The following is a 12936-nucleotide window of genomic DNA, read 5'->3' as shown; positions in this document are numbered from 1 at the left end:
GATAGTTTATGGTTGATAGTTTTTAGATGAACTGTATTGCAATCCAAACTATCAACCATAAACATTTGCTTGCTCTTTTAATTAGTTTTAAATTTGCATTCAAAGAAAACAAAAACACAACTACATATAATGAGCAATACAATTACAACAACAAATTTTAATTTCCCGAATCAGAAATCAGTTTACCGCGGAAAAGTTAGAGAGGTTTACAATATCAATGATGAACTTTTAGTAATGGTAGCAACTGACAGACTTTCTGCTTTTGATGTAGTTTTACCAAAAGGGATTCCATATAAAGGTCAAATTCTAAATCAGATTGCAACCAGATTTATGGAATTAACAGAAGATATTGTTCCAAATTGGTTGATTGCTACACCAGATCCAAACGTTGCTGTTGGACATTTATGTGAGCCATTTAAAGTAGAAATGGTAATTCGTGGTTATGTTTCAGGACATGCTGCTCGTGAATATGCTGCAGGAAAAAGACAAATTTGCGGTGTAACAATGGTGGAAGGTTTGAAAGAAAACGATAAATTTCCGGAACCTATTATTACCCCAACTACAAAAGCTGATAACGGTTCTCATGATGAAGATATTTCTCGAGAAGATATATTAGCAAAAGGAATTGTTACAGAAGAAGATTATATTGTTTTAGAAAAATATACCCGAGATTTATTTCAAAGAGGAACTGAAATCGCTGCAAGTCGTGGTTTGATTTTAGTAGATACAAAATACGAATTCGGAAAAACAAAAGAAGGTGTTATTGTTTTGATTGATGAAATTCATACTCCGGACTCTTCACGTTATTTTTATGCTGATGGATATTATGAAAGACAAGAAAAAGGCGAGGAGCAAAAACAATTATCAAAAGAGTTTGTGCGTCGCTGGTTGATCGAGAATGGATTTCAAGGGCAGGAAGGACAACAAATCCCGGATATGACTGATGCTTATATAGAATCTGTATCTGAAAGATATATTGAATTATACGAGAATATTTTAGGAGAAAAATTCGTTAAAGCTGATATTGCTAATATTGACCAACGTATTGAGAAAAATGTATTAGAATATCTTGCTTCTAAAGCATAATTCTACATTTAAATTTATTTTAGCCCAGATTAAATAAGGTATTTAATCTGGGCTATTTTTTTATTCCTCCATTTTGGCTTTTAAATTTTCAAGTCCTTTTTGTAAATCTTTGCCAATCATCTGATCCATTTTCATCATTGGCATCATAACATTCATTGGATATGGAAAAACACCGTTGATTCCCCATTTGACTTTTGTCTGATTTCCAGAAATAGCTTCGGTAGACATAAAACCAACTGCGGTATCATTCATTGGTTCTTTAAAACGTAATGCAAAGTCAATACGTTTCCCTTCGGTTATTTTGGTAATTTCCTGTTCTCCAACTCCAACATCTTTTACATCACTTTCCCAAGCCGAAATAGCGCCAACAGTTCCGTCTGTTCCTTTATAAGTCGATTTCATTTTAGGATCTATATTAGCCCAAACGCTAAATTCATTTTGATTCTTTAAATATCGTACATAATTAAATACACTGTCTACAGGTTTATTGATGGTGATTTCTCTTTGTACAGCATAATCTTTAGGCATAAAATAAGCTGCAATTAAAACTACTGATACAATTAAGATCAGAATCAATAAAATTCTTTTAAGGATGAGCATAGTTTATGGTTTTAAGTTAGTATTAGTTTATTTTGTTGGTATTCATTATAGTAAAGTTAAAAAAGTTAAATAATGATTTTACGGCATTCTAAAAAAAATATAAGATTTTTTATATTTTTTTGATTTAAACTGTAACATATTGAATAAATGAGCGTCTATATATGAAACGGTAATTTAACATTCAAAAGAGTTTATTAGGTTTTTATTAAATGAATGTTAAGAATTAGTTAAAACAAGGTACTTGGTAATACATAATACAAAAAAAGAATTACATTTACATAGAATTTAAAAATCATCAATAATCAATCAATTTAACAATCAATCAACATGAAAAATTCAGTAATTATTTTAGGAGTAGCTTTAGTAGCTTTTGCCAATGTTTCAATGGCAGCGAATCACACATCATCAGTAGTGAATCCAAAAATTGAAATTTCACACAATTTCTCAGCACCATTACACGTAGCAGTTAGTAAAGGAGATGTAGAAGTAGTGAAAAAATTTATCGCTTATGGTGCCGATGTAAATGAAAAATCAGAAGACATGACACCTTTAATGATCGCAGCACGTTATAACAAAGTTGAAATAATTAAAGTTTTATTAGAAAATGGTGCGCGCGCTTATGATAAAAACGAACAAGGTTTCACTGCATTAAAATATGCACAATTGTCAAATGCAACAGAAGCTATTGCAATTTTGAAAGATTTAAAATAACAGTTTAAAGCTAGTTTGAGTTAGTATAGAAATGGTCTTCTTTGAGCGGGAGACCATTTTTTATTATATATGTAATTGCTAGGCACAAATTAAAAATCTATTTTTTGAATTTGTTTGTCCTGAATTTTTGAAAATAAAATCAAAGCTATAATTGCTCCAATAGTTGCATATAACATATCAGACTGGGTATCCCAAATATACCCCTGAGTTCCTAAAAATGAATCTCCGCCTTCGCCCGTTGCAAGAGATACAAACCATTCAATAAATTCGTAAGCGGCACTAATTGCTAAACAAATACTAACGATAATAAAGTTAAAAAAGCTTTTATTGTTAATTACTTCTTTTCGGATAAACAATTCTCTGATAATCATCGCCGGAACAAATCCCTGGGCAAAATGTCCCACTTTATCATAATTATTTCTGCTTTGATGAAAAATTTCTTTTATATAATCAAAAAAAGGAACTTCGGCATAGGTATAATGGCCGCCGATGAATAGAATAATACAATGTATTAATATCAAGGTATAAGTGAAATTTGTAAAACGAAATTTTTTAAAAGTGAAAGCTAAAATCAGAAAGCCAATAATCGCCGGAATAACTTCAAGAAAACAAGTAAATCCCTCTTTTGGATTTATAATTGAGGCTAATAATGAAATTGAAAACAGCGTGATTAAAAAGTAAATATATTTCATAAATAGTTTAATTGATGTAACGCAAGATATTAAACTAAAATGTAACGGAATCAAAAAAGCATCATTAAAATAATGATGCTTTTTCTTTTAACCGAATCAAATTAATTTAACCGTTTAGTTAATTTATTATTCAATAGGAACATGTTTTTTGCGGTTGAAGACCCAAAATATAATTGGGAAAACCAATAGCGTTAAAATTGTCGCCGTTATTAAACCTCCAATAATTACAATAGCCAATGGTTTTTGGGATTCAGAACCAATTCCCGTTGAAATCGCGGCAGGCATTAAACCTATTGATGCCATTAATGCTGTCATAACTACTGCTCTGGTTCTGGCTTTTACTCCCATAAAAATAGATTCTTCGAGTGTAAATTTAGCCTTCAGATTATGATGAAATTCAGATATCAGAATAACACCATTTTGAATACAAATTCCAAGTAAAGCAATAAAACCAACACCGGCCGAGATTCCGAAATTCATTCCGGTAATATGTAAGGCCATAATTCCACCAATAATGGCAAACGGAACATTCGCTAAAACAAGCAATGAATCTTTTATATTTCCGAATAAAATAAACAGCAAGACAAATATTCCAATTAAACTGATTGGTACAACTTGTGCCAAACGCGCACTAGCACGGACCTGATTTTCAAATTCTCCTGTCCAGCCTGTTGTATAACCGGAAGGCATTTTCAATTCGGCTACTTTTTTCTGTGCTTCTGCAATGGTACTTCCTAAATCGCGATCACGAACAGAGAATTTTACTCCAATAAAACGTTTTGTATTATCTCTGTAAATGAAAGCCGGACCTGTTACCGTTTTAATATCGCAGATTTCTTTCAGCGGAATTTTAACTCCGCTAATGGTCGGAACTTTTAGTTCGGCCAGATCTTCTTCATCTTTACGATATTCTTTAGAAAAACGAACTCTCACATCAAATTTTTTCTCATCTTCATATTTTTGAGTGGCGGTTTTTCCTCCAAAAGCCAACTCTAAAACCGCCTGAGCATCATTTAATGTTACTCCGTAAGCGGCCATTTTTTCTCTGTCCAGAATTACACTGATTTCTGGCTGGCCAACGTTTCTCAGAATTCCGGCATCTTTTATACCCGGAATATCTTTTATTTTTGCCAGAACTTCATTTGATAATTCATCTAATTTATCTAAATCATCGCCATAAATTTTTACTGCATTTGAAGCTTTGAAACCAGCTACAGATTCGGCTACATTGTCAATAACGGGTTGAGAATAATTATAGGTAATTCCCTGATGAACTTTCAGTTTATTGTCCATTTCATTAATCAGTTCATCCATATTGATGTTTCTTTTCCATTCTGATTTTGGTTTCAAATCAACCTGAAGCTGAATAAATCCAAATCCGTTTGGATCTGTTCCGTCGTTGCTTCGACCCGTTTGGGACAAAACCTTTTTTACTTCCGGAAAACTTTCAAGATCTTTTCGAATCATTGAAGCAGTTTGCACGCTTTCAGGAAGAGAAGTACTCATTGGCAATTCTGCTGTTACCCACAAAGCTCCTTCATTTAATTGTGGCAGGAATTCAGTTCCTAAAAAAGTAGCAGAGAAAAAGACAGCAACCAAAATAGTTATTGATGCGATCAACGTTTTTACTTTGTGTTTAAATGTCCAGGCAAAACCTTTCCCGACAATTCTATCCCAAAAATTCACAAACGGATTATTTTTCTCTTTTACATTTTTATTTAAAAGAATATGAGATAAAACCGGAACTAATGTCAGTGTAAAAAGTAAAGCTCCCATTAACGCGAAACCTAAAGTGTAGGCTAGGGGCGAGAACATTTTCCCTTCTACTTTTTGGAAGGAGAATATTGGCAATAAAGCAGTAATGATGATTAATTTAGAAAAGAAAATAGCTTTACCCATTTCAGTTCCTGTTTTTTTAATCAGGCTTCCTTTGGCTATTTTATTGTAAGCCGTCATTCCCAATTGATGCGCTCGGTGGTCCAATACCACAAACAATCCCTCGACCATCACCACCGCGCCATCAATAATAATTCCGAAGTCGACTGCACCTAAACTCAGTAAGTTTGCGCTCATTCCCATCATTTTAAGACATAAAAAAGCAAACAATAAGGATAACGGAATAACAATTGAAACCGTAAAAGTAGTTCTCCAGTCGGCCATGAAAAGGAATACTACACACGTAACCAGAATGATCCCTTCAAATAAATTGTGCATTACGGTTTCGGTCGTGAAATTCATCAAATTATCGCGATCGTAAAAGGTTTCTATTTTTATGTCTTTTGGAAGAACATTATCATTTAAATCTTTAATTTTATCTTTGATTAATGCTAAAGTTTCCTGAGCATTTTCACCTTTTCGCATCACGACAATTCCTTCAACTGCATCATCGTTTTTGCCAATTCCGGTTTGCCCAACTCTAGGCATGGAGCTTTCATAAACCGAAGCCACATTTTTTACCAAAATGGGATTCCCTCCGGCATCATCAACAATAATATTTTCAATATCCGGAATCGATTTTAAGAGCCCAACACCACGAACTACAAATGCCTGCCCATTTTTTTCTATAATATCTCCACCAACATTTAGGTTTCCTGCATTTACAGCATTGTAGACTTGTAATGGTGTAATGTTGTATTTCGCTAATTTGATAGGATCAACACCAACTTCATAAGTTTTAGTTTGTCCTCCAAAAACATTTAAATCGGCAACACCAGGAACGGAACGAAGTTGTTTGTCAATAACCCAGTTTTGGTAGGTCAATAATTCTCTACTGTCTCTGCTGTTGCTTTTTACAATATATCTAAATATTTCTCCAGTTGGTCCGTACGGAGGCTGAACATCAGGTTCAACATCTTCGGGAAGGGAAACATTTTTTAATAAATTATTGACTTGCTGACGCGCAAAAGTATCGTCGACTCCGTCATCAAAAATAATTTTGATTACAGATAATCCAAACATGGTAATACTACGAACGCTGGTCTTTTTCTGAACAGAGTTCATGGAGATTTCAATAGGAGAAGTTACAAAACGTTCTACTTCCTCAGCACTTTTTCCATTCCACTGTGTAATGATGATAATTTGCGTATTCGTTACATCCGGAAAGGCATCAATTGGCATATTTTTGAAGGAAATAAATCCGGCAACCGCCAATAATCCCACCCAAAAAAAGGTGAATGCTTTATTCTTAAGCGAAAAAGCAATAATATTTCTGATGAATTTGTTCATGACTTATTCGTTTAAGGCGCGGTAAATAAATAACTGATTGTTTGTAATGACTTTTTCGTTTTCTTTTAAGCCACTTGAAATGTAGGTTGTGTCACCAACAACGCTATAAACTTCAACTTGTCTGGTTTCAATATTGTGACGATCTTTAAAAACCATGACGAAATTTTTACTTTTATCAAAAACAATCGCATTGCTCGGAATCGCAATCAAAGATTTATCTTCCTTAAAAGATAATTTGATATTGGCATTCATATCAGGTTTCAACAAATAACCTGGATTTTGCAGTTTTATACGTGCCTGCATTGCTTTGGTTTCGGGATCAATTACGTTGAAAATTTTATCAACTTTTCCTTTAAAAACTTTATCAGGATAACTTAAAGTGGTTACATCAGCATCAATTCCAAGTTTTACTTTATCGATATCAGTCTCATTAATGTTTGCCATTGCCCACACTTCACTGATTTCGGCAATATCAAAAATGTTTTCAGAACGATCACTTCTTAAAAGCATATCCTGATTAATGCTTTTCTGAATAATAAAACCACTAATTGGAGCCGTTACTTCATAGATAGACCCCGCTTTGATATTATAAATTTTATAAGTTTCCTGAATTTTTCCTAATTGAGATTGTGCTTTAGTTACTTCAGATTTTGCTTGTAGCACATCACTTTCTGAATTTAATTTTCCGTCAAATAATTCCTGAGCTACTTTCAAATTGTTTTTCGCTACCAATAAATCACTTTTTGCATCAAGAGATTGTTTTTCAAAATCAGCAATATCAGTACTTTTTATGGTTGCCAAAACTTGTCCTTTATGTACATAATCTCCAAGTTCAACATTTACTTTGATCACATTTCCACCAACAAGCGGATAAACATCAATCATTTTATTATTGTCAGCTGTAATTTTTCCGTAAAAACTTAATTCATTTTTTACAGGTTGCGTTTGTGCGATAGCTGTTGTAGTTGTTTTTAGCATTGAATCACTTAATGCAAAAGAAGTATTGGTCTGCGGATTTTCAACTTCTTTTTTACAGCTTGTGAATGCCAGACTCACAATTGCAATTCCTATTATTAGTTTATGTTTCATCTTTAATTAGTTTTAAAATAAGTCTTTATTAATTGTGCTGTTCAATTCTTCTCCTGAAAGTGCTAGTTTTTTCTTTAATTCATTAACCTGAACGGTGGCCTGATTGTAACTTTCCATAAAATCTGTAAATTCTAATAAGCTCACGTTTCGTTTTTGAAAATTGGTTAACATACCGTTGTAAACGGCATCAAAATCGGCATTAACAGTTGGTTTTATAACTGCGTAGTTTTTGCGTGATTCATCCCATTTATTCCAGGCTGATGTGATTTCGGTTTGCAATTGCAAATCGAAATTCTGTTTTTCAACTTTAGACTGATCTAAAATGGTTTGAGCATATTTTATGTTTCCTTTATTTTTATTCCAAAGAGGAAGAGGAATACCAAGCGTTAAATTAGCTTCCTTATTAAAAGCACCGCTTCGTTGATCGTAGTTCGCACCGACCGTAATATCAGGAACTGAAAGTGATTTTTGCCATTTTACATTAATTTCGTTGGCATCAATTTCTTTTTGTTTGGCTAAATAATCAGGACGATTAGCGATAGCCTGATCTTCAAAAGATTTTAAATCAAAATTGATAGTTTTTAGATATTTATTGAATTCTGAATCAGAAACAATCGGAACTAAAGTTTCAGTTGAGTTTAACAACAATTTCAAATTGGCTTGTTCTTCAATGTTATTATTTACAACTTCCATTCTTTCATTTTTGAAGTTCAGGTAAAGCGACTGCAAACGAACAACATCTTTCAAAGGAATATTTCCTTTTTGTGCCTGAACAGAGTAGGAGTTAATTAAATCTTCAATGTGAGCAAGCTGTTTATCAGTAGTTTCAAGACTTTTTGTATTGTAGTAAACAGTATAAAAACTCTTACGTAATTGCAATTTTAAGGTTCTTAGTAAATCATTAAATTGTAATTCGGCCAATTGCTCATTAGTTTGCGCCAGTTTTACTTCGTTGCGTTTTTTTCCACCTAAATAAATAAGCTGTTCAATTCCAAATGCTTTCTGGCCTTCTTTTCCAATATCGAAATATTGATTTTTTTCAGGATTATAGGCATTTAGTTCTGCCGTAATTGTTGGATTATCCCAAATTCGTGCTTGAATAGTCAGCGCCTTCGAAGCATCAATATTGTATTGAGATGCCAGTAAAAAAAGATTGTTTTTTAAAAATTGGCTTTCACAATCTTCCAGAGTGACTGTTTTTTGAGCCAAGCCTGCCTGACTTGCTAAAATCAAAAACAGGAATGCAATTAACTTTTTCATTGTATCGGTTTTATTTGATACAAAGATGCTATCACGAGACTTTAAGAGACCTTAATAAGAACCTTAAAAAGACCTTAAAAATGATTTAGATTGAAGTGAAAAAGATTTTAATGAAAAATCAATTGAAAAAGATTGGTATTTTTTTCAGGAATACTGTACTTGATTGTAGCTCTATGAAGCGTTAAAATACGATTGACAATACGCAATCCGAGTCCAAACCCAGTAGTGCCTTTAGAGTTTTCGCCACGCATAAAAGGTTGAAAAAGATTCTTTTGTTCGTTTTCACTTAATGTATTTCCACTATTTGAAATCGAAATAACAAGATGATGGTTTTGAGTACTAATTTTTACTTTGGCTTGTTTATTATCGGAGTAAACACAAGCATTTTTCAAAACATTGCCTAAAGCTATTTCGAGTAAGTTTTTGTTTCCTTTAATTTCTAAAGCGGTGCCTAAATTGTCATCTTCTTCCATTTCAAAAAGAATAACAAAATCAGGATAGCTCTTGTTTAAATTTTCAATTGCTGAAAACAGAATTTCATCCATTCGATGTTCTTCATAATTCTCCTGATTCTTATTGTCTATTTTAGAAAGAATCAATAATGAATTAATCAGTTCGGTTAATTGATTGACATCAGATAAAATAGTTTTTAAGAAAGATTTTCCTTTATCAGAAGTTGCAGAATTGGTAATGGTATTTTCAATTTGCGAAGTTATTCGTGACAACGGAGTTCTGAGCTCATGTGAGGCGTGCGCCGTAAATTCTTTTTGTTTTTGATAAGAAATCTCAATTCGATCCATCATGAAATTAAATTCATTGGCAATCAAATCGATTTCATTTTTATTACTTTTTGATGCTATACGAGTGTCAAGATTGTTTTCGTTTATATTTTTTATTTTTTGATGAAAAATACTCAACGGACTCATAGCTTTTTTTACCATAAATGAAGTCAGAACCCAGCAAATACAAGTAAAGAATATATAAGAAACAATTAAAGTGTATCTAAGAAAAAGCAGTTTTCGTTTACCATAATCATCAGTTGCTGATATTAAAGCATAAAAATCCTTGTCTTTTGTATCATAAAAAACACCGTAAACTTCATAATCGCCTTGCTGTTTAAAAAAAGTTTTATGTTTTTTAAGGTATTTTAAATCTTCAATAGACCAGTTTATTTTGGCATCGTCAATACTACTGTAGATTAATTTATAATGAGAATCAAATACCAATGTTTTTTCGTCATACAATTTATTGATTGAATTTTGATCAATCATTTTCAGAAGCTGATCGTCAACTTCCTTAACATTCACTAAAAGCTTGATGTTTGAAAGCGCTTTTATTTCAAGTCGATCGCGAAATTCTTCTTTTCTGAAATTAGAATACAAAACAAATATCACAGTAGATGCCAACCCAAACAGGATTGTAAAAAGCAAACTTACTAAAAGCGATATCCGGTTTTTTAATGTCATTCCTGATTGCTTAAATAATATCCGTAACCAATTTTGGTACGAATCAGTTTTGTTTCGTGATCTTTATCGATTTTCTTTCTTAAAAAATTGATATAAACTTCAATTGTATTTTGATTGGTTTCAATATGATAATCCCAAAGTTTCTCGGCAATAAATTGTTTAGATAGGACTTTTCCTTTAGCATGAGCCAAAATAAGAATCAACTTAAATTCTTTAGGAGTTAATTTGATTTCTTCGCCTGAACGAAATACTTTCATATCATCTTCCAAAATTTCTAAATCTTCAATAATAATTTTATTTTCACTTTGCTGCGGAATATCTTTTCGTCTTAAAAGTGATGAAATACGCGCATACAATTCCTCAAAATGAAAAGGTTTAACTAAATAATCATCGGCACCATTATCAAACGAAGCTAATTTATCTTCAATTTCACTAAAAGCAGTGAGCATAATGATAGGTGTTTTTTTATCAATTTCCCGAATGCCTTTACAAACGTCGATTCCGTTCGTTCCCGGAACATTAATATCAAGAACGATCAAATCATATTCCTGCGGAAAGTATTTCTTCAGTAATAAAGAACCATCATAATAAGGTACACACTCGAATTCTTTTGAAGTAAAGAATGCTGAGATTTCTTTAGATAAAGTAAAATCGTCTTCGAGTAGTAGTATTTTCATGTTATTTTATATTAGTCAATTCGGTTATTACTAACCGAATTGACGTTTTAAATTTTCTTCTTATTTAAAATAAGAGAAAGTCTCATTATTTTCAATTTTCAATAATGATTCATAAATTAACTGAATCACATTTTCAACATCTTCTCTGTGAACCATTTCTACAGTGGTATGCATATAACGTAAAGGTAATGAAATCAACGCTGATGCTACTCCGCCGTTGCTATAAGCAAAAGCATCAGTATCTGTTCCTGTAGCTCTTGAAATTGCACTACGTTGAAACGGAATTTTATTTTCTTCAGCTGTATCTACAATTAAATCACGCAATTTGTTTTGAACTGCCGGAGCATATGCAATTACGGGACCTTTACCCATTTTAAGATCACCTTCTACTTTTTTATCAATCATTGGAGTAGTGGTATCGTGGCAAACATCAGTGATAATGGCAACATTTGGTTTAATAGTTTGTGCGATCATTTCAGCACCACGTAAACCAATTTCTTCCTGAACCGAATTTACAATGTACAATCCAAACGGAAGTGTTTTTTTATTTTCGTGCAATAAACGAGCTACTTCGGCAATCATAAAACCGCCCATTCTGTTGTCGATAGCACGACAAACGAATTTATTTTCGTTCAAAATCATGAATTCATCAGGATAAGTAATAACGCATCCTACATGAACACCCATTTCCAGGACTTGTTCTTTGGTTTCACAGCCCAAATCAATAAAGATATTGCTTAATTTCGGAATCTCTTCTTTATCACGCAAACGAGTATGAATCGCTGGCCATCCAAAAACACCTTTTACAATTCCCTTTTTAGTATGAATATGAACTCTTTTTGATGGCGCAATCTGATGATCAGAACCACCGTTACGTATTACATATAATAGACCATCATCTGTAATATAGTTTACATACCACGAAATTTCATCGGCATGACCTTCAATTACAACTTTAAAAGGCGCATCAGGATTAATAATTCCAACGGCTGTTCCATAAGTATCCGTAATAAATGTATCAACGTATGGTTTCAAATAATTCATCCAAAGTTTTTGTCCTTCACTTTCATATCCGGTAGGCGAGGCGTTATTTAGGTAGCTTTCCAGGAAAGCAATTGAGGTATCTTTTAAGATAGATTCTGTACTCATAAAAATATTTTTTTGCTAATTTATAAATTTGGTATTAGAGTTGTATATAAATATATAATTTTACATTTAAATTATGACTCAATGAAATTTACCTACATTCTTTTATTCTTTATATTGATTTCGTTTGCAACTCAGGCTCAGGTTATACCAAAAGAAAACCAGCAAATGGGTTATGTATTGACTGAAAAAGATTCTATTTTGGGCGATACAATTGAATTGCCAGAGATTATCATTACAAAAGAGAAGCTCGATCCCGAAGCACAAAAGCAATTTATGATTCTTCAGAATAGAGTTTATAAAGTATATCCGTATGCAAAATTAGCTGCTGATAGATTGACAGCTTTAAATCAGGGAATGGCACGTCTAAAAACCAATCGTGAAAAAAAGAAGTATTTTAAAATTGTAGAAGACTACCTTAATAATGAATTCGAAGCAAGGTTAAAAAAGCTTTCGCGTAAACAAGGTCAAATTCTAGTTAAGCTAGTTCATAGGCAAACCGGAATTACAACCTATGAATTAATCAGAACCTTAAAAAGCGGTTTCAAAGCTTTCGTCTCTAATACTACTGCCAATTTATTTGATATTAGTTTAAAGAAAGAATACAATCCATACGAAGTCAATGAAGACTATTTAATAGAAACCATTCTTCAACGAGCATTCGAATCCGGCCGATTGGTAAATCAGAAACCTGCTAAACCAATAAATTATGGAGATTTAATGAATCAGTGGGAAGCAAAAGCAAAACAAGCTAAAACTGAGGAGGCAAAAGACAAATAGTATTCCTTATTATAACATCAACCCGACAGTTTTCCAAACCTATCGGGTTTTTTTATACATATATATTAAGGAAGGAAATTCTATTATAATATTTAGATAAGGTATTGTTTAAAATTTAGGTTTTAGATTTTAATCAGGAGCTAATCCCGCTATCCGTTCCAATCTTTTGCTTTTTAAAGAAAAAAGCAAAAGGATTTCCACTTC

Annotated in this window: 11 protein-coding genes; 3 read left to right on the top strand and 8 right to left on the bottom strand. The window is 32.5% G+C overall.

Translation table 11 applies throughout. The features are described from left to right. The first annotated feature begins 129 nt into the window (after window positions 1-129). Window positions 130-1086 carry a phosphoribosylaminoimidazolesuccinocarboxamide synthase gene (locus tag AC1RRN_RS13640; RefSeq protein ID WP_492967810.1) on the top strand — a complete coding sequence of 319 codons (957 nt, stop codon included), beginning with the start codon at window positions 130-132 and terminating at the stop codon, window positions 1084-1086. A 60-nt stretch (window positions 1087-1146) separates the two neighbouring features. Here the strand turns inward: AC1RRN_RS13640 and AC1RRN_RS13635 are convergent, their stop codons facing one another. Then, entirely contained in the window at window positions 1147-1686 is a 540-nt protein-coding gene (locus AC1RRN_RS13635; protein WP_492967809.1) for an SRPBCC family protein, read from the bottom strand. 327 nt (window positions 1687-2013) lie between these two features. Here AC1RRN_RS13635 and AC1RRN_RS13630 point away from each other — a divergent pair, with 327 nt between their 5' ends. Then, window positions 2014-2397 (top strand): ankyrin repeat domain-containing protein, encoded by a 384-nt coding sequence (locus AC1RRN_RS13630; protein ID WP_492967808.1) that lies wholly within the window; start codon window positions 2014-2016, stop codon window positions 2395-2397. An 89-nt stretch (window positions 2398-2486) separates the two neighbouring features. On the opposite strand, the gene AC1RRN_RS13625 is transcribed toward AC1RRN_RS13630, so the two are convergent. The 7 genes from AC1RRN_RS13625 to AC1RRN_RS13595 form a co-directional block, all read right to left on the bottom strand. Continuing rightward, window positions 2487-3089 (bottom strand): DUF2238 domain-containing protein, encoded by a 603-nt coding sequence (locus tag AC1RRN_RS13625; protein ID WP_492967807.1) that lies wholly within the window; start codon window positions 3087-3089, stop codon window positions 2487-2489. 126 nt (window positions 3090-3215) lie between these two features. Then, the gene (locus tag AC1RRN_RS13620) at window positions 3216-6314 is read right to left on the bottom strand and encodes an efflux RND transporter permease subunit (protein ID WP_492967806.1); all 3099 of its coding nucleotides are present in this window, start codon (window positions 6312-6314) and stop codon (window positions 3216-3218) included. Window positions 6315-6317: 3 nt separating this feature from the next. After that, complete coding sequence (locus AC1RRN_RS13615; protein ID WP_492967805.1) at window positions 6318-7403, bottom strand: efflux RND transporter periplasmic adaptor subunit; 1086 nt, start codon at window positions 7401-7403, stop codon at window positions 6318-6320. 12 nt (window positions 7404-7415) lie between these two features. After that, a complete protein-coding gene (locus AC1RRN_RS13610; RefSeq protein WP_492967804.1) occupies window positions 7416-8663 on the bottom strand; it encodes a TolC family protein in 1248 nt (415 codons plus the stop codon). Between the two features lie 107 nt (window positions 8664-8770). Next, window positions 8771-10129: a HAMP domain-containing sensor histidine kinase gene (locus tag AC1RRN_RS13605; protein ID WP_492967803.1), complete on the bottom strand. Its 1359-nt coding sequence runs from the start codon at window positions 10127-10129 to the stop codon at window positions 8771-8773. Then, window positions 10126-10806, bottom strand: coding sequence for a response regulator transcription factor (locus AC1RRN_RS13600; protein ID WP_492967802.1), 681 nt, complete (start codon window positions 10804-10806; stop codon window positions 10126-10128). The genes AC1RRN_RS13605 and AC1RRN_RS13600 overlap by 4 nt, the downstream gene beginning before the upstream one ends. 60 nt (window positions 10807-10866) lie before the next feature. Then, entirely contained in the window at window positions 10867-11955 is a 1089-nt protein-coding gene (locus AC1RRN_RS13595) for a M42 family metallopeptidase (RefSeq protein ID WP_492967801.1), read from the bottom strand. Window positions 11956-12036: 81 nt separating this feature from the next. Between AC1RRN_RS13595 and AC1RRN_RS13590 the strand changes: the two genes are divergently transcribed. After that, complete coding sequence (locus AC1RRN_RS13590) at window positions 12037-12732, top strand: DUF4294 domain-containing protein (protein WP_492967800.1); 696 nt, start codon at window positions 12037-12039, stop codon at window positions 12730-12732. The last annotated feature ends 204 nt before the right edge of the window (window positions 12733-12936 follow it).

It is taken from the genome of Flavobacterium sp. GW821-FHT11G01 (assembly GCF_058808175.1).
This window is presented reverse-complemented; position numbering and strand designations above follow the sequence as displayed.

Coding starts and splice junctions, on each gene's coding strand:
- AC1RRN_RS13640 (WP_492967810.1), top strand. CDS start 130: ATGAGCAATACAATTACAACAACAAATTTTAATTTCCCGAATCAGAAA.
- AC1RRN_RS13635 (WP_492967809.1), bottom strand. CDS start 1,686: ATGCTCATCCTTAAAAGAATTTTATTGATTCTGATCTTAATTGTATCA.
- AC1RRN_RS13630 (WP_492967808.1), top strand. CDS start 2,014: ATGAAAAATTCAGTAATTATTTTAGGAGTAGCTTTAGTAGCTTTTGCC.
- AC1RRN_RS13625 (WP_492967807.1), bottom strand. CDS start 3,089: ATGAAATATATTTACTTTTTAATCACGCTGTTTTCAATTTCATTATTA.
- AC1RRN_RS13620 (WP_492967806.1), bottom strand. CDS start 6,314: ATGAACAAATTCATCAGAAATATTATTGCTTTTTCGCTTAAGAATAAA.
- AC1RRN_RS13615 (WP_492967805.1), bottom strand. CDS start 7,403: ATGAAACATAAACTAATAATAGGAATTGCAATTGTGAGTCTGGCATTC.
- AC1RRN_RS13610 (WP_492967804.1), bottom strand. CDS start 8,663: ATGAAAAAGTTAATTGCATTCCTGTTTTTGATTTTAGCAAGTCAGGCA.
- AC1RRN_RS13605 (WP_492967803.1), bottom strand. CDS start 10,129: ATGACATTAAAAAACCGGATATCGCTTTTAGTAAGTTTGCTTTTTACA.
- AC1RRN_RS13600 (WP_492967802.1), bottom strand. CDS start 10,806: ATGAAAATACTACTACTCGAAGACGATTTTACTTTATCTAAAGAAATC.
- AC1RRN_RS13595 (WP_492967801.1), bottom strand. CDS start 11,955: ATGAGTACAGAATCTATCTTAAAAGATACCTCAATTGCTTTCCTGGAA.
- AC1RRN_RS13590 (WP_492967800.1), top strand. CDS start 12,037: ATGAAATTTACCTACATTCTTTTATTCTTTATATTGATTTCGTTTGCA.